A 26,085-nucleotide genomic window follows, 5' to 3' on the forward strand; every position below is an offset into this window, starting at 1 on the left:
CTGATCAACACACCTACACGACAACCAGGGCCGGCACGGGAACACTTCCGCGCCGGCCCTGCGCGTTGGGGGACTTGTTTTCGTCCCAACAATCAGGCTCTTGCGTGAACAAGCAACATTGGGCAACGCCGCACCGACTGGGGAGCGCATGACGGTGACACGAACCGGTGGGCGTCGGGGGAGGCGCGTGCCGCATATCGCCCTGCTGGGAGGGCTGGCTGCGAGCCTGACGCCGGCGATGGCCGCGCAGGTCACGCCTGCGCCATCGGGCGCGCCGTCGGGTTCGCTCGTGGTCAATCCGCAGCAGGGCGCGACGCCGCGCCCGATTTCTCCCGCGCCGGCACCGTCCACTCCGCCGCTGCCCGCGCCGGTTCCGGCCAGTTCCTCGCTGCCCGCCGCGACCACGCCCGTTGTGCCGAGCACGACATTGCCCGCGTACCAATTGCCGCAGCCGACGCGCGCGATCGATCTGCGTCCAGCCCCGCTCCAGTCGCTGCCCCGCCGCAGCGTCGAGGGCGGATTGCCGCTTCCCGCAACCGACCCGCTGCGGATCGATCCCGCGACCGATCCGGTGCTGCGCCTCGCGCGCGCCTCGACCGATCCCGATGCCTTCCACGCCGCGATCGCCGATGCGGTACGCCGCAACCCCGCGCTCGACGAGGCGACCGCGCAGGTCGAGGAGGCTGACGCCGTCCGCGACGAGGCGGTTGCGCGATCGCTGCCGACGCTGGACGCATCGGTGTCGACCTTTCGCGTGCTCAGCCGCGCGTTCTCGAACGATCCGGGCAACGTCCTCGAACGCTCGCGTCCGCGCCGGCGCACCGACGGGCTGCTACGCGTCCAGCAGCCGCTGGTCGACTTCGGCGCCAGCCGCAACCGCATCCGCGCCGGCGACGCGCGGCTGGAGGCGGCGCGCGCCGGGGTGGAGGACAGCGGCACGCGCGTCGCGCTGGTCGCGGTGTCGGCGTGGTACCAGGTCTATGGCTTGCGCGCGCTGGTGCGGCTGGCAAGCGCGTTCTCGGGCAGCCAGCGCGACCTGCGCACCGCATTGCAGGACCGGGTTCGCCAGGGTGCGGCCGCGCCCGCCGACGTGGTGCAGGTTGATGGCTATATCGCCTCCGCCGACGCGCAGGTCGCCGACTTCCGCCGCCAGCTGGTGAGCGCGGAGGCGCAATATGCCGCGGTGATCGGCAGCGCACCGCCCGGCGACCTCGGCCGTGCGCCCGCGCCAGCGCTGAATGCCGTGACACGCGGGACGCTCGGCAACGATGCCGACCGATTACCTGCGGTGCGCGCCGCGCGGTCGAGCGCGCAGGCCGCGCGCTACGATGCGAAGGCTGCAAACTCGGACCTGTTGCCGCAGGTCACGGTCGGCGTCGACGCCGGGCGCTACGGCATCATCGAGACCGATCGCGATTACGACATCCGCGGCAATCTGACGCTGTCGTTGAGGCTGGGCGGCGGTGCGTCGCAGCGGATGCGTCAGGCGGTGGCACGCGCCGATGGCGCCAATGCGCGGCTGCGCCGCACCCGGATCGAGGCGCTGCGCGATGCCGAGATCGCGCTGTCCGATGTCGCCGCGCTGGAGGATGCGGAAGCCGCGATCCGCGCCAATTACCTTGCTGGCCGCCAGTCGCGCGACGTGCTTGCCGAGCGGTTCCGCGTGTCGCGCGGGACGCTGTTCGACCTGCTCGGCGCGGAGAGCAATTACTTCAGCGTCGCCGCGCGCTATCTTCAGACCGTGATCGAACTCGACAGCGCGCGCTACGCGCTGCTCGCCCGTACCGGCCGGCTGCTCCCCGCGCTCGGGATTGACGCCGCAACCCTGGAACCCCGATGAACACCGTCGCACACGACCGCCATCACGATCTGGTCGATCATCCGCGCCCGCGCTTCGCACCGTGGCTGATGGAGCCGATGCTGCGCAACAAGTCGACCTATCTAAAGGTCGCGCTCGCCGCGGCGATGATCAACATCTTCGGGCTGATCACCTCGTTGTTCACGATGACGGTGTACGACCGCGTCGTTCCCAATAACGCCTTCACCTCGCTGGTCGCGCTTTCGATCGGGCTGGTGATCGTCGTCGTGTTCGACTTCCTACTGCGCATCCTGCGCGCCTATTTCACCGATCTGGCGGGGGCGGACATCGACCATGACGTCGGCGGCCGTGTGTTCAAGCGATTGGTGGCGATCCGGCTCGACCAGAAGAAGGGCTCGACCGGCGCGCTGACCGGGATGATGCGCGAGCTGGAAACGCTGCGCGACTTCTTTGCGTCCGCCACGATGACCGCGCTGGTCGACGTGCCGTTCATCGTCGTGACACTGGTCTTCATCGCCATCCTAGGCGGCGCGGTGGTGTGGGTGCCGCTGGCGACGATCCCGGTCGTGATCGGCGCGGGCTGGCTGACGCGCCCCGCGCTCGACCGGTTGTCGGCCAAGTCGATGAGCGAGGGCCTGTCGAAGCAGAGCGTGCTGGTCGAGACGGTCGGCGCGCTCGAGATGGTCAAGACCAGCGGCGCCGGACGCCTGCTTGGTCGCCGCTGGAGCCGCGCCAATGTCGCGCACGGTGCCAGCTCGACCCGCCAGCGGCTGGTGTCGACGATCGCGACCACCGTCGCGGCCTCGGCCAACACGCTGTCCTACGCCGGCACCGTTGTCGCGGGCGTGTTCCTGATCGCCGATCACAAGCTGACAACGGGTGCGCTGGTCGCCTGCTCGATCCTGTCGGGCCGCGCGGTGCAGCCGCTCGCCACCATCGCCGCGCTGCTCTCGCGCCTGTCGGCGACGCGCACCGCCTACAAGCAGATCAACGGCATGATGGAGACGGGGTCGGAGGAGCCGGGCGCCGGCGCGCTGCGCCCGGCGAAGTTCGAGGGTCGCATCGAGTTGAAGGGGGTCGAGTTCCGCTATCCCGGCGCGGCGGAGAAGACGCTTGACGGGCTCAATCTCGTCATTCCCGCCGGACAGCGCGTTGCGCTGTTGGGCAAGGTCGGGTCGGGCAAGTCGACGATCGCGCGGATGATCCTGGGGCTCTACCCGCCGCAGGAAGGGCTGGTGATGATCGACGGTACCGACGTGCGCCAGTTCGATCCGCACGCGATGCGTGCGCTGATCGGCACTGCGCTTCAGGAACCGGTGCTGCTGTCGGGCAGCGTGCGCGAGAACATCGTACTCGACCGCGAGGCGGTTGATGACGAGGAGATGCTGCGCGTCGCCGACCTGTCGGGCACGCACGGCTTCATGGGCCGGATCGCCAACGGCTATGACCTCCAGCTCACCGACCGCGGCGAGGGGCTTTCGGGCGGGCAGCGTCAGGCGATCAGCCTCGCGCGCGCGCTGGCGGGGAAACCGCAGATCCTGATCTTCGACGAACCGACCAGCTCGATGGATCAGGGCAGCGAGGCGCAGCTGATCGCGCGGCTCGAGGCCGAATTGAAGGGACGCACCTTTGTGCTCATCACCCATCGTCCCGCGCTGGTGAAGCTGGTCGACCGGATCGTGGTGATCGAGAACGGCCGCGTCGTGCAGGACGGCCCGCGTGATGCGGTGCTGCAGGAACTTCAGCGGCCGCGCGCAGCGGCCTGAGACCGGACCGATGACCGACACTCATCTCGAAGACCTCGCCGACCGCATCAAGCCCAAGGCGCTGTCCAACCTGCTGCTGTGGCTGATCCTCGGCTTTGTCGCGATCTTCATTATCTGGGCCAGCGTGGTGAAGCTCGATCGCACCGTGCACGCGCCCGGCCGCGTCGTGCCGTCGAGCCGGTTGCAGGTGCTGAGCAACCTGGAAGGCGGCATCGTGTCGCAGATCCTGGTGCGCGCCGGCGACCTGGTGCGGCAGGGGCAGCCGCTGGTCCGGCTCGATCGCACGCAGGCGGGTGCCGACCTCGGCAGCTCGCAAGCGACCGTCGGCGCGCTGGAGGCCAAGATCGCGCGGCTCCAGGCCGAGATCGCGGGACGCGAGCCGAGCTACCCGCCCGCGACCAACCCCGAACTCGCCGAGCAGATCGGGATCGAACGCTCGCTTCATGCCGCGCGGATCAGCGATCTCGCCAGCCTGAGCTCGGCCGCGGCTGCGCGTGAGGCGCAGGCCAATCGCGCGGTGGCGGAGGCGCAGGCGGCGTACCAGTCGCGCGTCTCGGCACGCGACACCGCGCGGCGCCAGCTCGAGCTCATCCGCCCGCTGGTGGAGCGCGGGATCGAGCCGCAGGTGACGCTGATCCAGCTCGAGAACACGGCCGCGGTCGCGACCACCGATGCGGCGCAGGCAGCGGCCGCGATCGCGCGCGCGCAGGGCGGCGTCGCCGAAGCGCGCGCAAGCCTCGCGCAGGTGCGCGGCGCGTGGCGCGCGCAGGCGGGCACCGACCTCGCCACCGCGCAGGCCGAACTCGCCGCGCGGCGTCAGACCGTCCCTGCACTCGCCGCCAAGCTCGGCCGCGCCACGGTCGCGGCACCGGTCGACGGCCGCGTCAACCGCGTGCTCGTGTCTACGGTAGGCGCCAGCATCGCCGCGGGCCAGCCGATCGTCGAGGTGGTTCCCTCAGCCGACGCGCTGACCGTCGAAGCGATGGTCAGCCCGAAGGACATCGCATCGGTCCGCATCGGCCAGCACGCGCGCGTCAACGTGACCGCGTATGAAAGCGGCATCTACGGCGGGATGGACGGACGCGTGGTCACGATCTCGCCCGACGCGACCGTCGAGGAACGCACCGGTGAAAGCCATTACACCGTCCGTGTCCGCGCCGACGCGCAGAACTTCCGCGGACCCGCCGGCGAGCGGCTGGTGATCGGCCCGGGCATGACCGCCGACGTGAACCTGATCGGCGACAAGCGCTCGGTGATGGCCTACATCCTGACGCCCTTCACCCGCCTGCGCGAGGATGCGCTGCGTGAATAAAGGGCGAAATGCGCAAGCCTTTTACGATTAATTAAAATGTCGTCATGTCGCTGTCATTCTACAGCGATAGTCGCGCCGGATCAGGGGTTTGTCCGCGCATGGGCAACGGCCCCGAACAGGGGTAGTCGACATGGCGGCAAAGCGCTTCAACGGGACCTACGCAGCAGGTGAGCCCGCGACCGAGCTGGAATGGACGAACGACGCGTTTGAATTCGGCTATGTCGATTCGGCGACGAGCCAGCCCGTTGGCAACGCCCGTGTCGCGAGCGCGACCGGGCCAGACCAAGCGGCGCCGGCGGCCGCAGCTGGCGAGATCGCGAACGGCTTCACCTTCACCGCCAACACGCTGACCTACAGCGAGAACTTTGACAGTCTGGCATCGTCGGGCACGACCGCCGGCACTGGCACCGTGGATGGCGGCACCCCGCTCGGCTCGACCAGGTTCGTTTTCCTGGAAGCGAGCGGGACCAGCGCAAACACGAGCTACACCGCGGGTAATGGCTCCGTTAACACTGGTGACACCTATAGCTTCGGTACCGCTGGCAGCACCGATCGTGCGATCGGCAGTCTGGCGAGCGGTGGCGTGGCGACGATCTATTACGGCACGCTGTTCACCAACGACACCGGCTCCACGATCACCTCGCTCGCGATCGCGTTCACGGGCGAGCAGTGGCGTGCCGGAGGCCGAACGGCCGCCAACGGCCCGGATCGGCTCGACTTCAGCTACAGCACCACCGCGACGACGATCGGCGGCACGGGCTTCACCGATTTCAACGACCTCGACTTCGTGTCGCCGTCGGCATTGCCGTCCACCGCGGGTGCGCTTGACGGCAATGCCGCGGCCAACCGGCAGGCGATCAGCGCCAATCTCGCGGTCGAGATCCCTGCAGGTGGCAGCATCTTCATCCGCTGGGCCGACACCAACGTCGTCGGCAACGACGACGGCCTCGCAATCGACGATTTCTCGATCACCGCGACTCTCGCCGGCACGCCTGCGCCGACCACCGAGACGATCGCGTTCGCGACGCCCAGCATCACGCAGGCCGAGGGCAGCGGCACCGACACCGCGTTCACCTACACGCTGACGCGCAGCGGCAGCACCGCCGCGTCGACCACGGTCGCCTATGCGCTGGCGACCAGCGGCAACACGACCGACGCGTCCGACTTCACCGGCGCGACCAGCGGCACCGCGACCTTTGCTGCGGGCAGCGACACCGCGACCGTCACGATCACCGTCGCGGGCGACCGCCTGATCGAGGGCGACGAGACGTTCGGACTGGTGCTCAGCAACCCCGGAACCGGCTATGTCGTCAGCGGCAGCGCGGGCACCGCCACCGGCACGATCACCAACGACGACCTAGGCGGCACCTTCACCATTGCAGGCTTGAGCGATGCCAGCGAGGGCGGCACCGCTAGCTTCACGATCACCCGCACGGGCGGCGATGGCGGACCGGTGACGATCGGCTACACGGTCGGTGCGGGCACCACCGGAACCAGCGCCGACGCGACCGATTTCGGCGGCAGCTTCCCGTCGGGCAGCGTCACCTTCGCCGCAGGCGAGACATCGAAGACGATCGCGATTGCGACGACCGACGATGCCACGCCCGAGGGTGACGAGAGCTTCACCGTGACGCTCGGCGCGCCGAGCACGGGCATGCTTGGTGCGCAGGCGAGCGCGCAGGCACTGATCCTGGCGAGCGATCCCGCCGGCAGCGTCTCGGTCGCCGACGTCTCGGTCAACGAGGGCGCGGGCGTCGCGACGATCACGCTGACGCGCACGAACGGCACCGGCGCGATCACGGTCGGTTACGCGACCGCCGACGGCACCGCGACCGCGGGCGCCGATTATACCGCGACCAGCGGCACCGCGACCCTTGGCGAAGGCGTCAACACCGTCAGCTTCGACGTGCCGATCACCAACGACAATCTCCAGGAAGCGGACGAAACCTTCACGGTCACGCTGACCACCGGCGACGGAGCGCCCACGATCGCGCGGGGCACCGCGACGGTCACGATCCTCGACAATGACGAACCCGCCGCGGTCGGCAGCTTCGACATCGCGCCCGCGACCTCGTTGGTGCGCGAGGGCAACAGCGGCGTCACCGTGGTGAGCTTCACGGTCAGCCGCACCGACGGCACGACGGGCGCGGTCAGCATCCCCTATACGGTCGGCTTCACCGGCACGAACCCCGCCGACGTGTCCGACTTCGCTGCCGGCGAACCGCTGAGCGGCACCGTCACCTTTGCGGACGGCGACGCGGCGACCAAGACGATCACCGTGCAGGTCCAGGGCGATTCGACGCTCGAGGCGGACGAAACCTTCACCGTCTCACTCGGCACGCCCAGCGCCGGCACGCTGGGTAATCAGGCGAGTGCCACCGCGACGATCCTGAACGACGATTCGACCTTCAGCATCGCGTCGGGGCAGGCGGTGGAGGGCACCGGCGCGATCCCGCTGGTCATGACCCGAACCGGTGACCTGAGCGTCGCGGCGACGTTGCGCTTCGACGTTTCGCTGGAAAGCGGCGACACGGCCAGCCTCGCCGATTTTCCCGACGGAGCGCTGCCCGGCGGTTTCATCGCCTTCGCCAGCGGTTCCGCGACCGCGACGCTCAACGTGCCGGTTGCGAACGACGCGCTGATCGAGGGCGATGAAACCTTCACGGTCACGCTGTCGGGCGCGACCCCGGGTCAGGTGGTGACCAATGCGGTCGCGACCGGCACGATCGTGAACGATGATTTCCCCGCGCTGTCGATCAGCGACGCGAGCGTGATCGAGGGCAATGAAGGGACCGCGCTGCTGCGCTTCACCATTACTGCCAGCGAGCCCGCCGGCGCTGATGGCATCAGCTTCAACGCCAGCACCGCCGACGGTACTGCGACGGCGGGCAGCGACTATGCCGCGCTCGCCAACGTCGCCGGCACCATCGCCGCTGGGGAGACGAGCACCACCGTCACCGTCGCGGTCAGCGGCGACATGGTGTTCGAGCGCAACGAAACACTCTCCGTCATACTGTCGAACGCCGTCGGCGCGACGATCGCGCGCGCGACCGCGATCGGCACGATCGTCAACGACGACGCGGTGCCCGCCAGCGCGCGTATCTTCGCGGCCGATTTCGCCGGTTTCACCGCGGCGGGCTTCGCGCCGACGCCGGGCACCGGGCAGCTCGACTCCGACGTCTGGCGCGTCGTCGGGTTGAGCGACAACACCAACCCCGCTTATGGCGCGACGCTGACGACGGGCGATTTCGCGCGCGGGCAGATCATCGGCACCGCCGATCCCGTCACCGCGGGCGTCTATTCCCCGGCCGCCAACGCTGCGCTGGTGTTCCAGGCGACCGGCGCCGAGATGGACGCGGGCGGCTTCATCGAGGCGCGGATCGAGAACACCAGCGGTGCGACCGCCACCAGCTTCGACGTCGCGTTCGACTGGGCGTATCGTAACAGCGCCGACCGCGCGAGCAGCCTGCAGCTCGCCTATTCGACCGACGGGGTGAACTACACCCGCGTCGACGGCGCGGCTTTCACCACCCCCGCAACCGCGCCGCGCGTGTCGGGCGGCACCGCCATCGCCGTCCCCAACGCCTTCTCGACGCAGGCCGAGACGGTGACGATCACCGGCACGGTCGCCGATGGCGGCTACCTCTACCTGCGCTGGATCCACGCGTCGTCGGCGGGCAGCGGCAGCCGCGACGAGGTCGGCATCGACAATCTGGTGGTCGATGCAAAGCTGAGCTCGACCCCGACCGCGTCGATCGCCGACGTGAGCGTCACCGAGGGCAATGGCGGCGAACGGTTCGCGACCTTCACGGTCACCCGCTCGAACGGCACCGCCGAGGCGAGCGTCGCCTACGCGACGCTCGACGGCAGCGCGGTCGCCGGACGCGATTACGGCGCGACCAGCGGCACGCTGACCTTCGCGGCGGGCGAGGTCAGCAAGACGATCCAGGTCGCGATCATCGGCGACGCCGTGCGCGAGGCGGATGAGCGTTTCCAGCTCGTCCTGTCCAACCCGGTCGGGTTCGAGGTGCCGCAGCCGCGCGCCACCGCGACGATCGTCAACGACGACGCCGGTCCGGTCGCGATCTACGACATTCAGGGGCTCGGCCACACCTCGGCCTTCGCGGGGCAAGTGGTGCAGACTTCGGGCGTGGTCACCGCGCTCGCCACCAACGGCTTCTACCTGCAGGACGCGGTCGGCGACGGGCAGGTCGGCACGTCCGACGCCATCTTCGTCTTCACCAACGCCGCGCCGAGTGTCACCGTCGGCAACGCGATCACGCTGTCGGGCATGGTGGAGGAAACCCGCGGCCACACCGGCGCGCTGACGCTGACGCGGCTCGCCAACCCGAGCGACATCACCGTCACCACAGCCCTGGTGGCACTGCCCGCGGCAACGGTGATCGCGACCGACGGCAGCGGCCGCGCCGCGCCGACGCAGGCGATCGATGACGACGGGCTGACGAGCTACGATCCGACCAACGACGGCATCGACTTCTACGAATCACTCGAAGGCATGCTGGTCACGATCCAGACGCCGCGCGTCGTCGCCGACACGACCAGCGTCGGGATCACCTACGTCGTCGCCTCCGACGGCGTCGGCGCGACCGGACTCAACAGCCGCTCGGGCATGACCATCTCGGCGGGCGACAACAACCCTGAGACGATCCAGATCTTCCGCGGGGGCACGCACACGCAGGGCGACACGCTCAACAACGTCACGGGCGTGCTGACCTATTTCTCGAGCTCATCGACCTCGTCGGGCTCGTATCAGGTCAACCCGACCGACGCGGTGACGGTCGCGGTCGACCGCGACCATCCGGCGCGCGAGGCGACGTCGCTGACCGGCACCGCGTCGAGCCTGAGCTACGCCAGCTTCAACGTCGAGAATCTGGCGCCGGTGGCGGATTCGACGGTCGAGGATCGCAACACGCAGGAAAAGGTCGACCTGGCCTTCGCGCGTCACGCGGCCGAGATCGTCAACGGCTTACGCAATCCCGACGTGATCGGGCTGCAGGAGATCCAGGACGCCGACGGGATCGGCACCGGCACCGATCTGTCGGGCTATGCCACCGCGGCGAAGCTGATCGCCGCGATCGAGGCGGCGGGCGGCCCAACCTACGCCTATGTCGAGGTCACCCCGACCGAGAACACCGGTGGCGAGCCGGGCGGCTTCATCCGTCCGGGCTTCCTCTACAATCCGGCACGGGTCACCTACATCGACGGGTCGGCGCGCGCGCTGGGCGACGCGATCTTCACCGGCACGCGCCGGCCGCTCGTCGCCGACTTCCAGTTCAACGGGCAGGTCTTCACCGCGATCGACATGCACTCGACCTCGCGTGGTGGCTCGGGCCCGCTCTACGGCTCGACCCAGCCGCCCGTTCAGGCGGGTGACGGCGCACGCACCGCGCAGGCGCTGGCGGTCAAATCGTACATCGACGGCGTGCTGGCGAACGATCCGAACCACCTGTTCATGGTCAACGGCGACTTCAACGGCTTCCCGTATGAAACCGCGCTCAACAGCCTCGCACCGGTCGACGGTACGGGTGCGCTCGTCAACCTCATCAACACGCTGCCGGTTGAGGAGCGCTACACCTATTATTTTGACGGCTATTACCAGTCGTTCGACAACGTCATCGTGTCGCAGCGGGTGGCAGGCGCGTCGAGCATCGACGTGGTTCACTACAACGCCGGCTACAACGACGGGCTGTCGGCGACCGACCATGATCAACCGGTGGCGCTGATCGGGCTGGCACGGATCGGTGGCGCGGCGACGGCGGTCGCCGACAATTTCGCGGTCACCGCGGCCAGCGTGCTGCGTGCCTCGCTCATCGCCAACGACACCGGTGGCGATCCGTCGCTGACGGTCACCGCGATCAACGGTGCGGCCGTAGCCGCGGGCGACACGCTCCGGCTCGCCTCGGGCGCGCTGCTCACGCTTACGACCGGGGGCGGGTTCGCCTACAATCCCGATGGTGCCTATGCGACGCTCGGCGCCGGACAGACCGCGACCGACACGTTCAGCTACACGCTGCCGGGCGGCTCCACCGCCTCCGCGACGATCACGATCACGGGGGTTGCTGCCCCTGCAGCCGATGCGCAGGGGCATATTCAAGGAACGAGCGGCAACGACAATTTTGGCGGCACGCAGCAGGCCGATTACTTCGACCTATCGGCGGGCGGCGTCGACCGCGTGTCCGGCGGGGCGGGCGAGGACGCCTTCTTCTTCAGCGCTGCCATGACCGCGGCCGACCGCGTCAACGGTGGCTCCGGCATGGATCAGGTCGGCATTCAAGGCGACTACACCGGTGCCAACCGGCTCATGCTGAACGCGACGACCCTGGTCGATGTCGAACTGCTCGCGGTGCTGGCGGGTGGCAGCTACGACGTGGTGCTGAACGCCGGAGTGACGGGGGCGACCGGCGGGTTCACCGTGTTTGGGACCAATCTGGGGGCAGGCGACAACCTGACGGTCGACGGATCGGCGGTGACCGCGGGATCGCTGACCATCTACGGTGGATTGGGCGTCGACACGCTGACGGGTGGCGCAGGCAATGATGGCTTCTACTTCGGTCCCGATCGCTTCGGTGCGAGCGACATTGTCCACGGAGGCGGGGGCAGCAACGATCAGGTTGGCCTCGACGGCGACTATACGCTGACGCTCGACGCGCGGTTCGACGTCGAGGTCGTGGCGCTGCTCGCAGGGCCCGAAGGCGATCGCAACGTCTTCAACATCACGGTCGGCGACGATTTCGTCGCAGGCGGTGCGACCAAGACGATCTTCGCGCTGCCGGTTGTCACCGCGCTGACGATCAACGCGTCGGCCGAGAGCGACGGCAACCTGCGCATCTTCGGCGGACAGGCGGCTGATACGATCACCGGCGGGGCGGGCAACGACCGCATCTTCGGCGGTGAGGGCGGCGACACCCTGCGGGGTGGAGCCGGCACCGACGTGTTCGTCTACGATGCGGCGAGCCAGTCGAGCGGTCGCGATTACGACCGCCTGCTCGACTTCGATTACACCAGCGACCGGATCGAGATCGCGGGCCAGGTGCACGACAGCTACCAGACGGTCGCGGGTGGCCGGCTAGATGACGCGACCTTCGACGCCGATTTGCAGACCGCACTCGGTGCGCAACTGACGAACGGCAATGCGGTATTCTTCGCAGTCGATCAGGGCAACCACGCGGGGCAGACCTTCCTGGTGGTCGATGCTAACGGTATCGATGGGTACCAGGCGGACGGCGACTACGTGTTCGAGGTGCCGACCCCACCGGTCACGGTGACCGACTTCATCATCGCTTAGGTAGAAAGGAGGGGGGGCGGGCCGATACCCGTCGCCCCTTGTCCTGTTGCGATTAATGACGTTCAGTCGGATCTTCGGAAATGAAGAAGCGATCTGACAGCGCGGTCGGACGTGCGTTGGCACCACAGGCGCGTTCTGGATATGCAATGGCCTGATGCCGGCATCAGTCCGCAGCCATTACCTCGCCGAGCAGTACAACCGGATCAACCCCGATCGCCAGCGCGACTGCGACATATTCGTCCACGCTCAACTGGCGCTCGCCGGTCTCGAGCCTCGACACATAGGCCTGCTGCCATCCGAGCCGTTTGGCGAGGTCAACCTGACGAAGCTTGGCGTTACGGCGTGCGAGGGTTAGCGCAGCGACGATGCGGGCGTGCAGGTCGGGCGATGCAGGGGAGGCAGACACCTCGGCGCATTTAGACCGGCTTGTGCTTTATACGGAAAACGTATATCGTGCGTTTTGCCGATCGGGAGTGTTCACATGAGAATGTTCGAGCGCATCACTGCCCGGTTAGACGAGGCAGCGCCTACTGATCCGAGAACCGTTGCCAAACATGTGGACGTTAACCCGGCGACCGGATTGCCGACGATCGGCGGGGCGGGGACGCCCGACGTTGCCGTAAATCCCTATGGCTCTGCCTGGTCGAATGACAGCGAGTATGATTGGCAACGTCACGAGCGCTGGGATAGCGGCGTCTACGACCCCTCCCACGATGACAACTGGTCGGTGAGCAGCCATGATCCCTGGCGTGACTGACAGCGTTCCGGTGCTCGATCGGCTGATCGCGCGCTGGGAAGTGAGCCGCCTCAACATCTTACCCTACGCGATCAGCGTCGTGTCCTTCTGGCCGATGCTGATCGTGATGGTTGGCGTCGCGAAAGCGATCGGCGTCGAGCCGCTCGTGCTGGGCCGGGGTATGCTGGTCGTCTGGGTGGCGCTGCTCGTGACTGAGATGGGGCGCGGGTTCTGGACGCTGCGGCACCGCTACGCCTCGCCGCGCTGGCTGCGCGCGGTTCATGCCGCGGTGGGTGACGACGTCGCCGTTCACGCGCTCGCCGATTTGATCCGGCAGCATCGGTATGAGCCCGATTATGTCGTGCTCCGATACGACATGGCGAGCGCCGTGCAGCAGGAGCGTGCCAGGCGCAAGGATGCGGCACGACGTGACGAGGGCGTGCGGTTGGTGGAGGAAGCGGATCCCGCCCCAAGTTTGGGGCAGGTACCTTCACTTAGCCGAGAGTAACGCGCCCGCGCATTCAGCCAGCTGTCGTGCACACTCGGCAACGACGCCTTCGCAGAACAACCATGATCTGGCTGGCCGGCTGACACGCCGGCCCGGGTGCCTCGCCGGAAACCAGGGCGAACCTAGGAAGCAGCACGGCATCGGCACGGCAGCGTCTGGATGTGCAAGGAAGGGTCACACACCACGCTATGGATAGCGAGTGTGCAGGAGGCGAGGTACGAACTGATATCAATTACTTAGGTGTCTAGGCAGGTCACTAGACTCGCTTGCGAAGCTGATCGGCAGCGTCTCGGTTGCCTAGAGGCCCTTCCTAGAAACAGCCTAGATCAGGCACTTACAATATAGACGCGGTGCCGCTTGACGCGTGCCCGAATACGGGCGCACCTTGGCATACGACGCACAGGCGAGCCCGCCCGGCATGATCGCGAGGTCGGCTCCCGCCTGACGAGGGGAGCGCGCGATGCCGCAGGTCAACGTCGAGTTCGACGAGGATACCGTGAGGAACCTGGACCGTATCGCGGCCAAGCAGAGCATCCGGCGACCCGAGCTTCTGCGCCGCACGGTCCGCGAGCTGATTGACGCGGAGAGCGGCGGCCGAGAGCTCTTCAGCGCGCCCTTGCAGGAAATCCGCGCCGAGGATCTGGCGCATCTCGCGCGCGAGCAGGGGGCGGCCGGCCGCGAGCTCTCCCGCCTTCGCGTCTCGACGGATCGTCGCGAGAAGCAGTTACAGGCCGCGATGGCGCAGCTGGCGGACGCGCAGGCCGCATTCGAACGCGACGTCGTGGCCGCGCGCGAGCGCGCCGAACGTAAGTTCCGCGAGCAACTCGACGGCGAACTGGCGCCGTTCCGGGCCGAGATCGCCGCACTCAAGAACGAGCTCAAGGCCGCGCAGCTCGACAACCCGCGCCTGGACGCCATGGAGGCCGAGCTCAAGCGGCTGGTGGCGAGCCCGCGAACGCAGCGCAACCTGGTGCTCGGCGACGATCGCATGCTCTCGTTTCGGTTTCTTGCGCAACTGGGTGGGCTGCTGCTGCTGATCGGGGGCGTAATAGCGCTCTGTCTCACCGCGGTGATCCCGTCGTGGGGCCTGTTCGTCGCCAACAGGTCGCTCGACGGTGATCCCGGCATGTGCCGGCTGCTCGAGTATCGGTACGGTCGCCCCGACTGCCAGGTGCCCGCGCTGCATCGGATCGACCGCACACCGCCCAGATCGACGCCCGCTGCCGGCGGGAAGCGACGGTGATCTCGGTCGGCGTCATCGGCTCGGCATCCGATGCGGCCGGCTATTACGCGCGCGACAATTACTATACCGAAACCCAAGCAGAAGGTGCCAGCGCCTGGGTAGGCGAGGGCGCGACCGAGCTCGGCCTGTCGGGTCCGGTCGATGCCGAACAGTTCGAGAAGGTGCTCGCGGGCGAGCTGCCCAACGGCGTCGTGCTCGATGCCAAGCGCGGCGATCATCGCCCCGGCTGGGACATTACCATGTCGGTACCCAAATCGGTGTCGATCCTGGCGCTGGTCGGCGGTGACGCGCGGCTGGTCGGTGCGGTGCGAGAGGCGACCGCGGCGACGCTCGCGTGGACGGAAGCCAATCTCGCGGAAGGACGGGTCTGGAACGGTAAAGGCCAGATGCCTGAAGCGACCGGCCGGTTCGTCGCCGCCACTTTCCTCCACGACGTGAACCGCAGCGGCGAGCCGCAGCTCCACGTCCACAACGTGATTGCCAACGTGACCCGCACCGCCGACGGCAAGTGGCGTGCGTTGCACGCCGATCAGCTCTACGAGCGCCAGCACGTCATGGACGCGGTGTTCCTGTCCGCGTTGCGGCACCGCGTCGAGGCGCTCGGTTTCGCCACCAACGCGCGCCACGACGGCCGCAACGGTGTGTTCGAAATCGCCGGCGTGTCGCGCGAGGTGGTGGAGGCCTTTTCGGTCCGCTCCGCCCAGATCGACGCCTATCTCAAGGAGCATAGCCTTGAGAGCACGCCACAGTCGCGCGAGATCGCGGCGCTGGCGACCCGCGACGCCAAGTCGCCCGACCCCGCGCCGGAGCAGCGCGCGGAAAGGTGGCGGGCCTTGGCCGCGGAGAAGGGGTTGGATCCGGCCGCGTTGGTGAAGGACGCGCTGGCGGAAGCGGCGCGCGGTGAGACGGTGTGGACGCGCGCGATGCGGGGCGTGCGCGGTGTAGGCGCGCGCGGGTTAGCCGTCGCTGGCCGTATGGGACTGACCTCACGCGACGGTGACCCGCTCGTCCCCGAGCGCCTCGGGCGGCTGAGCCCCACCGCCTATGCCGCGGCGCAGGCGGTCGCCTCCGCGGTGCGCGACCTCGGTGAGCGCGAGGCGGCGTTCGACCGGTTGGACCTGATCCGCGAGAGCCTGTCACGCGGCGGGCCGGTGACGGTCGCCGACGTCGAGCACCGGCTGATGTCACTGCAGGGGAAAGGACTGCTGCTCGGCGACGGCGACCGCATGGTGACCACTCGGGGTGCCGTGCAGCTCGAGCAGTCGTATCTGGCTGCAGTCGAGGCGGGGCGGGAGCGCTCGACCCCACTCGTGCCCGCCATCGACGCCGCGCCGCGCTCGCAGGAGGCCGCGCGTGAGCTGGGCCTGCGCCGGCTCAATCCCGGTCAGGAGGCGGCCGCAGTGCTGGTGCTGTCCTCGTCGGATCGGGTAGTCAACGTGCAGGGCGGAGCCGGGCGCGGTAAGTCCGCCGCGCTGGCCCCGATCGTGAGCATTGCGAAAGCCGAGGGGCGTGCCGTCATCGGCCTCGCGCTGGCGAGCCGCACCGCGGCCGCGCTCGGCCGCGACACCGGTGCGGAGGCGAGCACGATCGCGCGCTTCCTCGCCCGGCACGAGCGGGTTATTGATGGCATCGCGGCGCTGGCGCAGCGCGACCGCGTTCACGCCGAACTGCGCGGCGCGATCATCATCGTCGAGGAAGCCAGCCAGATCGGCACCCGCGATATGGAGCGGATCGTCCGGCTCGCGAACATCGTCGGTGCCGCGCGCGTGGTGCAGACCGGCGACACCCGCCAGCTCGGCGCGATCGATGCGGGCAAGCCGTTCGAGGCGAGCCAGCGCGCGGGCCATGCCACCGCGCACGTCACCAAGAATCTGCGCTCGCGTTCCGACCAGATGAGGGCGGTCACCGCCGCGCTCGACCGCGGCGATACAGGCGGCGTGTTCGCACTGCTCAAATCCGACACGACGGAGGTCGCGGGCGGACAGCTGGCCGCTACGGTCGCAGCACGCTGGGCCGCGCTGCCGCGCGAGGAACGCGACACGACACTATTGTTGACCGCCGGCCTCGCGGTCAGGACCGAGACGAACCTGGCGGTACAGGCCGAGCTGAAGGCAGCGGGCCAGATCGCGAGCGTCGGCACGTCGTTCAAGGTACTTGACCGGGTCAACGCGACCAAGGAGGGCGCGCGCCAGATGCGCGCCTATCAGCCCGGCCACGTGGTCGAGTTCCGTACCGATCTTCCTTCCCAAGGCTTGGCTCGCGGCGACCGCGGCGTCGTGACCGGAAGCGAGGGCGACCGGGTGCGATTGAGCATGGCGTCAGGAGCCGAGAAGCTGTTCCGGCCGGATCGTTTGGCCAAGAACCTGAAACACGATGCGGTATCGATCTACGCGTACAAGCAGGTCGAACTGCACGCCGGCGATCGCATCCGCTGGACCGACAACGATCGCGCGCGTGCGCTCGACAACGGTGGCATGGCGCGGGTCGAGGAAGTTGATCGGGGCAGGCTGGTCGTGTCCTCGCTCGACGACGGCAGCGTGCACGAGATCGCATCCGGGGACCGCATGGCCGAGCGCCTCGACCTCGCCTACGCAATCAACGTCCACGTCGCGCAAGGAATCACTACCGAGCACGGGATCGTCGCGCTGCGCGCCTCCGACCGGAGGCTGCTGACCGAGAAGACGTTCCTGGTCGCGCTCACCCGCGTCGCGGACAAGGTGGCGCTGGTACTCGACGACGGGCGCAAAGTGGAGCGCGGCGTCACGCGTAACATCGGCGACAAGACCTCGGCGCTGGACGTCGCTAGGCGCGGCCAAGCGTCTGCCCCGATCCACCTGCCTGATGTGCGCTCACCGCTCGATCAGGCGCTGGATCGCTACGCTCACCTGTTCCTAGCAGCCGAGCGGAGGCGCGAGGAGGGGCAGGCGCTCTCACCCACGGAGACGCGCGAGCTGGATGCGGCCGCGACCGCGCTCGACCGGGTACGCCCCCACGCGGCCGAGGATCTGCGCATCGTGCTCGATCGCACTCCGGACCCGGCGCGAAGTCTCGAGCAGGCTGCGCCCGGTGAGTTGCGACACGTCTGGGCGGAGGAGGGCAGGGCCCGCACCGATTTCCGCGCCTATGCCGACCGGTTCGTCGCCGACTGGCGCATCGCGTCAGAAGACCGAGGCGCGGCCGAAACCTGGCGCAGCGAAGAGCGAGCGGAGCGCCGCCTCGAACGGCTCGAGGACCGGATGGCGCGCCAACCGGCACTGGAGAAGGCGCTCGATGCGCGCATCCCCGAACGACAGCTTGGGATCGACGGTCCCGGCATGGGCGCGCGCGATCGCGACTTCGATATGGAGATGTGAGCGATTGAGACCGGCCGCTGAGAGCAGCAGCCGTGGTCACGGCGTTATCGCGCGTAAGCGGCAACGAACGGCACCAGATGCGCTTCGTACGGACCCGCCGTACCGATGCCGCTACGATTGATCGGGCGTCGTACCTGAACGACGCTCGACGTCGTCACGGCGCGGGCATTGTCTTCGGGTGCAAAGGGACCGGGTTCTTCGGGTAGGCCGCAATGCGCCAGGATGCGCGCGATCTGTGCGGCGGGATCGTCGACCAGCGCGGCGTAATCGACCGGGAGGATGCGCTCACCCAGCAGGTCGCACCAGCGCGCGAACAGCTGATCCTCGAGCTTCATGTGATCCGCCATGTCGCGCTGATCGAGGCTCCACGCCGCGCCCAGGGCGAAGTGGGTGCGAAGGCACGACCACGCGCAGTCGAGCGGATCGCGTCGGACCCAGATGATCGGACTGTCGGGCAGCACCGCGTCGATCAGCCCCAGCAGGCGCGAACCGTTGAGCGTCTTGTCGACGATCCGCCCGTCGGGTCCGAAACGCTGATCGAGCAGGTGATGGTAGAGCGCGGACAGGTCGGCGCGCGATCCTCCTCTCGCCTCATAGGCCTCGACCGCCGCGGCGTTGGGGCCGCCCGCGTCCTGCGCGACCAGCCGCATCAGGTTCAGCTCGCCACCCCCGGCGACGTGCGAGTGCGCGGTCAGGATCTGCTCGACCAACGTCGTGCCCGACCGCGGCAACCCCACGACGAAGATCGCGCGTCCCTGGTTCGATGCGGGACGCGCGCGCGTGGTGCCGTGCGTGGCGACCGCAGCGCTGGCGGCGTCCGCCACCCTGTCGTGACGGAGCGACTGTCGTCGCATCGCCGCACCTGCGGCGAAGTGCGCGAAGGCGCGGTCGTGCGCGCCGCGGCGATGCAGGACCTGACCCGCCGCGTAGAGTGCTGGCGCACGCTCGGCTGTCGGCACGGTTGCGAATGCGCGGTCGTGCAGCGCCAGCAGGCGGTCCTCCTGCGCGGGCGCCATGTCACCCGCGGTCGTCCGCGCCAGCCACGCAGATCCCGCGAGCGGGCGCGCCGCCACCACGTCGTCGAGCAGCGACCGGGCGAGCGCGAGATCGCCGCGGTCCAGCGCACTGGTCGCGCGCGTGAAATCCAGCGTCGCGCGGTCGGGGGCATCGGGACCAGGGGACGGACCGATCGCGTATCGCGGTCGCCTCGTCCAGCCGCTCCACACGCGCCAGCAGCACCGCCTGCTCGTGCCGCGCGGACGCCGCACCACCCGTGTCGCGCACAAGGAGCAGCACCGCGGTTGCTCCTGCACCGGCGACGCGGCGAGTTCGGCGAGCGCAACGGGGGCGGCAAGGGCGATCGGGGCTATCAGCGCAGCGGAAACGGCGATCCTGGTCCATGTCGACATTCACCGGCTCCGATCGGCGACGCGGACGCTGATGGCGCACCGTAGCGCGTAGGACGGGTGCCTCAACAACGTCCGCTCCGCGCACGCGGTCGATGCCCGTCACCGAAGACGGACGCGGCAACCGTGCTCCGCTCTGCACGCATGTGGTTGATCAAGGCCGAACATCCCAGATGGCAGCGGCAAGTCGCGCTATCGGATCGCCGTAATCGGTCGCCTGGCTCAGGTCGTTGGCGTGGCCGCTTTAGCCGCTGCAGCCTCGCTCTCCCGCTCGCGGGCGGCAGCGCTCATCGCATCGGTGTCGGTCAGGTCGATGATGTGCACTTCCATCCGACCCATCCGCTGCGCGATACGTGTGCCGGTCGGCACGTCGAATGCTGCGCGCACGGTAAAGCGGTCGATCCGGTAGATGCCTTGACTGGACGCGGGCAGATCGAGCGGGATGTAGCGACGGCCGCTGACCTGCCGCGTGATGGCACCGCTCCACTGGCCCAGGCCCGACGTGCGCAGGATCTCGACGCCCGAGGTGCGGCCATCGGGCCTGACCCAGTAGCCGACATCGGCGTACATCAGGTCCGATCCCTTCAACCGGACATTCGTGTTGAAGAACCCCAAGTCGCTGGACAGGTTCAGATCCTCCAGCTTTGGCTGCCACAGCATTCTGGGCGTGGTCGTGGCCGACTGGCGCAAGGTGGAGGCGAGTTGATCGACCGCGTCCTTGTCACCGCGGCGGATGGCGATGCGCGCGCGCAAGATCTGACCCAGCTGCGGCGTGATCTTGTCGTCAGGCCCCGCGATGGCGACCGCCTGATCGGCCAGTCGCACCGCCTGATCGTCGCGCTCCTCAAGCATGGCGAGCCAGGCACGGCGAAAGGCGGACATTGCGGCGAGCTCGCGCTGCCCGCTGCCCGCCGCCTTTTCCTGGATCCAGCGGTACATGCCCGACGCCAGCTGGAAGTTCTGCAGCCCCGTGATCGTGTCAGCGAAGGCGAGTTCCTGCTGCAGCGTCTCCGGCCGGGTCTCACCGACATATTGGCGCAGCAGCGACACGTTCTCGCGCGCGGCACTACGCCACAGATCCTCTCTGCCCTGGTGCTCGGCGACCGTCGCCAGCGTCGCGTAGAGGCTGGAGACCGGTCCGGGCAGCTGCGCCGCGTAGCGACGATTACGCCCGATCGCGCGCTGCAGCGTTTGCTGCGCATCGTCGTAGCGTGCGGCACCGAACTGCTCGACCGACGCCTGCAGCGATTTCTCCACCTCCTCGGCGGGCGGGCAGTTGCGCGCCAGGCAGGCAGCGAGCTCCTTTTCCGCGCGGTTGCCGATGACGATGATGTCGTCTGCCTTGGTTGGCTGTGGAGCGGCGACCTGGGTTAGTGCGGCGAGCATCAAGGTAAGCATAAGACGAGGGGCTGATCTCCGCCCATATGGCTGTCAAGCCGCGAATAACTCCAATTTTCATCGGCTCTTTGCAGAGTGTGAATGCCAATCTTGATGCGGACGCGCCTGTTCTGATCCTCGTTTGCGAGGATGGGTACACAGCTGACGCCGTCAGTAGCCAGCTCCCCGAGTCCAAGGCGCAGCGCGAATGACCCTGAGCGTCACTTTTGTGCAACAAGGCATTGGAAACTGTTTGTAATCATCCATCTACTTTCGACTTACGGTTGCAATGCTGACCTAAGCCGTTTCAATTGAAAGCAATCTGACATCGATAGATGCAGGCGAGGTTTTTGGGGGATTTCCAAATGAAGTTACGCCTTTTGGCAGGTAGTGCGCTCGCAGCGGGGCTGATCGTTCCCTTCGCGGCAATGGCGCAGGAAGTGCCGTCTACCGGTGATGCGACGCAGGTCGGAACGGTCACGCAAACCAACAACAATGGCACGCCAGCAGACGATGCCAGCCTTGACAACACCATCGTTGTCACTGGCAGCCGTATCGCGCGTCCCGCGCTTGACTCGGCATCGCCGATCACCTCGCTTTCCGCTGATCAGCTGCTGTCGCGCGGTAACATCTCGGTTGGTGATGCGCTGAACAACCTGCCGGCGCTCCGCTCCACCTTCAGCCAGGCCAATTCGACCCGCTTCATCGGCACGGTCGGCCTGAATGCTCTCGACCTGCGCGGTCTGGGCACCAGCCGCACGCTGGTGCTGGTGAACGGTAAACGGCACATCACATCGTCAGAAGGCGATTTCACCGTCGACACCAACACCATCCCGGCGGATCTGATCGAGCGCGTCGACACGGTGACCGGCGGTACCTCGGCTGTCTACGGTTCAGACGCGATCGCAGGCGTGGTGAACTTCATCCTGAAGCGCAATTATGAAGGCATTTCGCTGCGCGCACAGGGCGGCGTCACCGATAAAGGTGATCGCGGCGCATATTTCGCCGCTGGTACCTTCGGTAAGAACTTTTCCGATGGCCGCGGCAACATCGCCGTCGCACTGGAATATTCTAAGAACAACACCCTGCGCTACACCGACCGGCCGGAGCTGACCGGTGCCTATACCGGACGCCGGCAGTTCAACTTGTCGTCGCCGGTCAACAACGATGACGTGCCCGACCGCACTTTCTTCAACGGCGGTGTGTACAGCCTGGGCCTGAGCGAGGGGGGCACGTTCATCCCCTATGCTGGTTCGACGTCGACCAACTGCGTACGCGCCAACCCGGTTGCCTGCCTCGCCAACGGTTTCCCCCGCGTGTTCCGCTTCAACACTGCGGGGCGCTTGGAAGAAGCCAATTACGGCACGATCGACTTCCGCCCGTTTGGATCCAGTAACGCGCTTGGTGCGGTTGGTGGCTCGACGCTGAGCAATTACGGCGTGTTGGATCCGGGCTTGCAGCGCTATTCCGCCAATCTGCTCGCGCATTTCGACGTATCGGACGCGTTCAAGCCATACATCGAGGCAAAGTACGTGCAGATCAAGGCGACGCAGGAAAGCTCGCCGACGTTTGCGCAGAACGGCAGTTCAACCAATCCGGCCTATTCCAGCAACTCGGTCGGCGTGCCGATCTTCTTCGACAACGCGTTCCTGAACCCCGCAGACGCGGCCTTCATCCGTTCGACGCTGGTGTCCGCCGCCAACCCAAACCCGACGTTCTTCCGCCTGTCGCGCAACAACCTCGACTTCGGTTCGCGCGGTGAGTTCGCCAAGCGTCAGACCTACCGTGTCGTCGCGGGTGTTGAAGGCGATTTCAACGACGATTGGCACTATGACGTGTCGTTTAACTACGGCCGTTTCGACAACCGTCTGGTGTCGCGCAACAACCGTATTGAATCGCGCTTCCGCAACGCGGCCGACGCGGTGCGCAATGCCGCGGGGCAAATCGTCTGCCGTATAAACGCCGATACGTCGACAACGAACGACGACGCGGGTTGTATTCCGATCAGCCTGCTCGGCACCGCCAACTCGACGCTGACGCCGCAGGCGCTCGGCTATTTCATGACCGATACCAACTACAAGGGTCGGGCAGAGGAATATGTCGTCAACGGCTTCGTATCGGGTGACTCGTCGCAGCTGTTCGAGCTGCCCGGCGGCCCGGTCAGCTTCTCGTTGGGCGGCGAGTATCGGCGTGAAACGGCCAGCTATGCGTACGACGACCTGGTATCGTCGGGTCAGACGTTCCTGAACGCCATCGCGCCGTTCAATCCGCCAGCGTTCGAGGTGAAGGAAGCATTCGGTGAGATCAACATCCCGCTGTTGAAGGATGTGTTCGCGTTCAAGGAACTGACGGTTACGGGCGCAGGCCGTATCTCGGACTTCAAGGGTGCGACCGGAACGGTCTACTCGTACAATGCCGGCGTGGTGTGGGCACCGATCCGGGACATCCGCATCCGGGGCAGCTACTCGCGCGCGGTGCGCGCGCCGACGCTGAGCGATCTCTACTCCACGGCGTCGCAGAACTTTGCGCTGCTCCAGGATCCATGCGACCGCAACTTCAGCACCAACGGTCCGAACAATGGCGCCAACAGGCAGGCGAATTGCCGCGCAATCGGCCTTGATCCCGCGACGTTCGAGAATTCGGCTGCGCGCGCCGCAACCCTGTCATACCTTTCGGGTGGTAACCCGAATCTGCGTGAAGAGAAGTCGGACAGCTACACCGTCGGGTTTGTGCTGCAGCCGCGCTTCCTGCGTGGCTTCTCGCTGACGGCCGATTACTATGACATTAAGGTCAAAAGCGTGATCTCGGCGATCTCGGCGCAGCAGACCCTCGATAGCTGCTTCGACTCTGCGACGCTTGAGAACCAATATTGCGCGCTCATCAACCCGCGTCAGGCGAACGGCTTCTTCGCAAGCCCGGCGCTGCTGGTGTCATCGGTGAACTTCTCCGCGCTGCGCGCCAAGGGCATCGACGTCGACGCGAACTATCAATATCAGTTCGACGAGAACAACTCCGCTTCGCTGCGCTTCATCGGCACCTATGTGAAGAATCGCAGCGACTTCCCGTACCTCGATCAGCCCGATCTGCCGGAGCGCAATCGTGGCGAGCTGGGCGATCCGATCTACAGCTTCAACGTTTCCGCCAACGTGAAGCTGAGCGGTCTGACACTGGGTTACAATGTCCGGTACATTGGCAAGCAGAGCGTGACCGACTGGGAAGCCACGCACGACAGCAAGCAAGGGCCGGCCTACGATCCCGATTACTCAGATCCCAGCTTTTACCCCGACGTATGGTATCACGACTTCCGGCTCGGCTACGACATCAATGAGAAGTTCAACTTCTACGCCGGTGTCGACAATGCTTTCGATCGCAAGCCCCCGTTGGGCCTGCTGGGTACCAGTGATGGTGGAGCGATCTTCGACAACGTCGGCCGCTTCCTCTACGCCGGTGTGAAGGCAAACTTCTGAGTCACGATGCTTGAGGATGCCGGCTTACGCCGGTATCCATCGAGCACCGCCGGCGAAGAACGATCAAAGAGCCGCACCTTGACGGGTGCGGCTCTTCTTCGTTTCAACTTCGTGGAAGGAGGGGTGATTTGCGGAGCACGTAGGCTCGCCCCGTCACATCACGACAGCGGCGGTTGGCCGTTCGAGGCGGTCAGCCCGCCGTCTACCGGCAGGTTTACGCCCGTCACGAAATGCGCGTCTTCGCTCGCTAGGAATGCGATCGCGCCCGAGATGTCGGCGGGCTCGGCACCGCGGCCCATCGGAATACGCTCCTCGAACTTGGCGATCAGCTCAGGCTGCTCCTTCATGCCGGCGGTCAGCGCGGTGTAGGTGAGCGACGGGTTAACCGCGTTGACGCGGATGCCGTGCTTCGCCTCGTCCATCGCCAGCGCGCGGGTGAAGTTCGTCACCGCACCCTTCGCCGCGCAGTAGAAGCTGTGGTTCCAGTCGCCGCCCAGCCCCGACACCGACGAGATGTTGACGATGCAGCCCTTCGACTGGCGCAGATGCGCGATCGCGGCGCGGCTCATGTGGACGACGCCGTAGAGGTCGGTCTCGATCACCTTGGTGAACTCGGCGAAGTCGCCTTCGTCCAGCTTGCCGAGGTGGTCGACGCCAGCGTCGTTGACCAGCACGTCAATCCGCCCGAAGCGATCGACCGCGGCTTGGACCAGCGCCTCGCATGCCGCACGGTCGGACACGTCGGTTTCACGCGTCTCGACCGTGCAGCCCAGCTCGCCGGCCAATTTGTCCAGCGTGGCTTTGTCGATGTCACCCAGCACCAGAGTCGCGCCTTCCTCGGCGAAGCGGCGCGCGGCGCCCTCACCGATGCCGGAGGCGGCACCGGTGATGACAACGACCTTGTCGGAGAAGCGCGCCATTTACGCGTTTTCCGCCTGTGCCGCGTGCTTGCCCTCGCAAAATTCCTCGACCAGCTTGGCGCAGAAGGCGGGAAGGTCATCGGGGTTGCGGCTGGTGACGAGACCCTGGTCGACGACCACCTTTTGGTCGACCCAAGTGCCGCCCGCATTCTCGATGTCGGTCTGGAGCGTCGGGAACGAGGTGAGCGTGCGGCCGCGGACCTGATCGGCCTCGATCAGCGTCCAGGGCGCGTGGCAGATCGCGGCGACGGGCTTCTTCGCGGCGAAGAAGTCGCGGACGAAGGCGACGACCTTGTCCGACCCGCGCAGCTTGTCCGCGCCGACGCAGCCGCCCGGGATGACGAGCCCGTCGAACTGGTCCGCCGACACGTCGCCGATCGCCTCGTCGACGGTGAACTTCTGACCGGGGTCGAGGTCGTTGTTGAACGTCTCCGCCTCGCCCGTCTCCAGACTGATGACGGTGACCTGACCACCGGCTTCTTCGACCGCCGCCTTGGGCTTGGCGAACTCCGGTTCCTCGGTGCCGCGCGGCGCGATCAGGATCGCGATCTTCTTACCTTCGAGCTTCATGCTGGTTCGTCCGATCTGGGGGGAGGGCGCCGGTTAAAGGCGCCGGACGAGTCATCGAACGAGCGCGGCTGTGGTTCCGGGCATGGGCACTCGAACACTGGCTTATGTTAGCTTTTGCACCACTATGTCGCTTTGTCGACAACCATACATGACGACGATTATACTCGCACGTGGTCGCTTTTCGAAACCCGCACGGGTGACGCTCGCGTTGCTCGATCGGCCTCGTCGACCCGCTAGCTATGATATCGCTATTGCGTAACAATGGTGTCGTATATCTGCAACATCGCGCAAAAAATTACGCT

Annotated in this window: 14 protein-coding genes; 9 read left to right on the forward strand and 5 right to left on the reverse strand. The window is 67.0% G+C overall.

The window, feature by feature from the left end; all coding sequences use genetic code 11:
- Positions 1-187: 187 nt before the first annotated feature.
- The 4 genes from HRV97_RS16075 (at position 188) to HRV97_RS16090 (ending at position 12,203) form a co-directional block, all read left to right on the forward strand.
- Positions 188-1,840 carry a TolC family protein gene (locus tag HRV97_RS16075; protein ID WP_174195156.1) on the forward strand — a complete coding sequence of 551 codons (1,653 nt, stop codon included), beginning with the start codon at positions 188-190 and terminating at the stop codon, positions 1,838-1,840.
- Entirely contained in the window at positions 1,837-3,585 is a 1,749-nt protein-coding gene (locus HRV97_RS16080; protein WP_174195157.1) for an ATP-binding cassette domain-containing protein, read from the forward strand. The genes HRV97_RS16075 and HRV97_RS16080 overlap by 4 nt, the downstream gene beginning before the upstream one ends.
- A 10-nt stretch (positions 3,586-3,595) precedes the next feature.
- Complete coding sequence (locus tag HRV97_RS16085) at positions 3,596-4,897, forward strand: HlyD family type I secretion periplasmic adaptor subunit (protein WP_174195158.1); 1,302 nt, start codon at positions 3,596-3,598, stop codon at positions 4,895-4,897.
- Between the two features lie 130 nt (positions 4,898-5,027).
- Positions 5,028-12,203: a Calx-beta domain-containing protein gene (locus tag HRV97_RS16090; RefSeq protein WP_174195159.1), complete on the forward strand. Its 7,176-nt coding sequence runs from the start codon at positions 5,028-5,030 to the stop codon at positions 12,201-12,203.
- 163 nt (positions 12,204-12,366) lie between these two features.
- On the opposite strand, the gene HRV97_RS16095 is transcribed toward HRV97_RS16090, so the two are convergent.
- Positions 12,367-12,609 (reverse strand): helix-turn-helix domain-containing protein, encoded by a 243-nt coding sequence (locus tag HRV97_RS16095; protein WP_223176906.1) that lies wholly within the window; start codon positions 12,607-12,609, stop codon positions 12,367-12,369.
- Between the two features lie 75 nt (positions 12,610-12,684).
- Between HRV97_RS16095 and HRV97_RS16100 the strand changes: the two genes are divergently transcribed.
- The 4 genes from HRV97_RS16100 (at position 12,685) to mobF (ending at position 18,043) form a co-directional block, all read left to right on the forward strand.
- Positions 12,685-12,960, forward strand: a complete 276-nt coding sequence (locus HRV97_RS16100) for a hypothetical protein (protein WP_174195160.1) — start codon at positions 12,685-12,687, stop codon at positions 12,958-12,960.
- Positions 12,953-13,447: a hypothetical protein gene (locus HRV97_RS16105; protein ID WP_174195161.1), complete on the forward strand. Its 495-nt coding sequence runs from the start codon at positions 12,953-12,955 to the stop codon at positions 13,445-13,447. The genes HRV97_RS16100 and HRV97_RS16105 overlap by 8 nt, the downstream gene beginning before the upstream one ends.
- Before the next feature lie 460 nt (positions 13,448-13,907).
- Complete coding sequence (locus HRV97_RS16110; RefSeq protein ID WP_174195162.1) at positions 13,908-14,690, forward strand: DUF4200 domain-containing protein; 783 nt, start codon at positions 13,908-13,910, stop codon at positions 14,688-14,690.
- A complete protein-coding gene (gene mobF, locus HRV97_RS16115; RefSeq protein WP_174195163.1) occupies positions 14,687-18,043 on the forward strand; it encodes a MobF family relaxase in 3,357 nt (1,118 codons plus the stop codon). The genes HRV97_RS16110 and mobF overlap by 4 nt, the downstream gene beginning before the upstream one ends.
- 44 nt (positions 18,044-18,087) lie before the next feature.
- Here mobF and HRV97_RS16120 read toward each other — a convergent pair whose 3' ends face one another.
- On the reverse strand, positions 18,088-19,452 hold the full coding sequence (locus HRV97_RS16120) for a sulfotransferase family protein (protein ID WP_174195164.1): 1,365 nt from the start codon (positions 19,450-19,452) through the stop codon (positions 18,088-18,090).
- Positions 19,453-19,671: 219 nt separating this feature from the next.
- Complete coding sequence (locus HRV97_RS16125; RefSeq protein WP_174195165.1) at positions 19,672-20,835, reverse strand: hypothetical protein; 1,164 nt, start codon at positions 20,833-20,835, stop codon at positions 19,672-19,674.
- A 356-nt stretch (positions 20,836-21,191) separates the two neighbouring features.
- On the opposite strand from HRV97_RS16125, the gene HRV97_RS16130 reads away from it, so the two are divergent.
- The gene (locus HRV97_RS16130) at positions 21,192-24,293 is read left to right on the forward strand and encodes a TonB-dependent receptor domain-containing protein (RefSeq protein WP_174195166.1); all 3,102 of its coding nucleotides are present in this window, start codon (positions 21,192-21,194) and stop codon (positions 24,291-24,293) included.
- Between the two features lie 158 nt (positions 24,294-24,451).
- On the opposite strand, the gene budC is transcribed toward HRV97_RS16130, so the two are convergent.
- Together budC and HRV97_RS16140 are read right to left on the reverse strand one after the other, a co-directional pair.
- Positions 24,452-25,213, reverse strand: a complete 762-nt coding sequence (budC, locus tag HRV97_RS16135; protein WP_174195167.1) for a meso-2,3-butanediol dehydrogenase — start codon at positions 25,211-25,213, stop codon at positions 24,452-24,454.
- Complete coding sequence (locus HRV97_RS16140) at positions 25,214-25,783, reverse strand: type 1 glutamine amidotransferase domain-containing protein (protein WP_174195168.1); 570 nt, start codon at positions 25,781-25,783, stop codon at positions 25,214-25,216. It abuts the gene before it with no gap.
- Positions 25,784-26,085: the final 302 nt, after the last annotated feature.

The organism is Sphingomonas hominis, from assembly GCF_013328205.1.
Classification (GTDB): domain Bacteria; phylum Pseudomonadota; class Alphaproteobacteria; order Sphingomonadales; family Sphingomonadaceae; genus Sphingomonas; species Sphingomonas hominis.

Bases quoted from the DNA above. Each gene is read 5' to 3' on its own strand.
- HRV97_RS16080 (WP_174195157.1), top strand. From the start codon at position 1,837: ATGAACACCGTCGCACACGACCGCCATCACGATCTGGTCGATCATCCG.
- HRV97_RS16130 (WP_174195166.1), top strand. From the start codon at position 21,192: ATGAAGTTACGCCTTTTGGCAGGTAGTGCGCTCGCAGCGGGGCTGATC.
- HRV97_RS16140 (WP_174195168.1), bottom strand. From the start codon at position 25,783: ATGAAGCTCGAAGGTAAGAAGATCGCGATCCTGATCGCGCCGCGCGGC.
- HRV97_RS16120 (WP_174195164.1), bottom strand. From the start codon at position 19,452: ATGTCGACATGGACCAGGATCGCCGTTTCCGCTGCGCTGATAGCCCCG.
- HRV97_RS16125 (WP_174195165.1), bottom strand. From the start codon at position 20,835: ATGCTCGCCGCACTAACCCAGGTCGCCGCTCCACAGCCAACCAAGGCA.
- HRV97_RS16085 (WP_174195158.1), top strand. From the start codon at position 3,596: ATGACCGACACTCATCTCGAAGACCTCGCCGACCGCATCAAGCCCAAG.
- HRV97_RS16100 (WP_174195160.1), top strand. From the start codon at position 12,685: ATGAGAATGTTCGAGCGCATCACTGCCCGGTTAGACGAGGCAGCGCCT.
- HRV97_RS16090 (WP_174195159.1), top strand. From the start codon at position 5,028: ATGGCGGCAAAGCGCTTCAACGGGACCTACGCAGCAGGTGAGCCCGCG.
- budC (WP_174195167.1), bottom strand. From the start codon at position 25,213: ATGGCGCGCTTCTCCGACAAGGTCGTTGTCATCACCGGTGCCGCCTCC.
- HRV97_RS16110 (WP_174195162.1), top strand. From the start codon at position 13,908: ATGCCGCAGGTCAACGTCGAGTTCGACGAGGATACCGTGAGGAACCTG.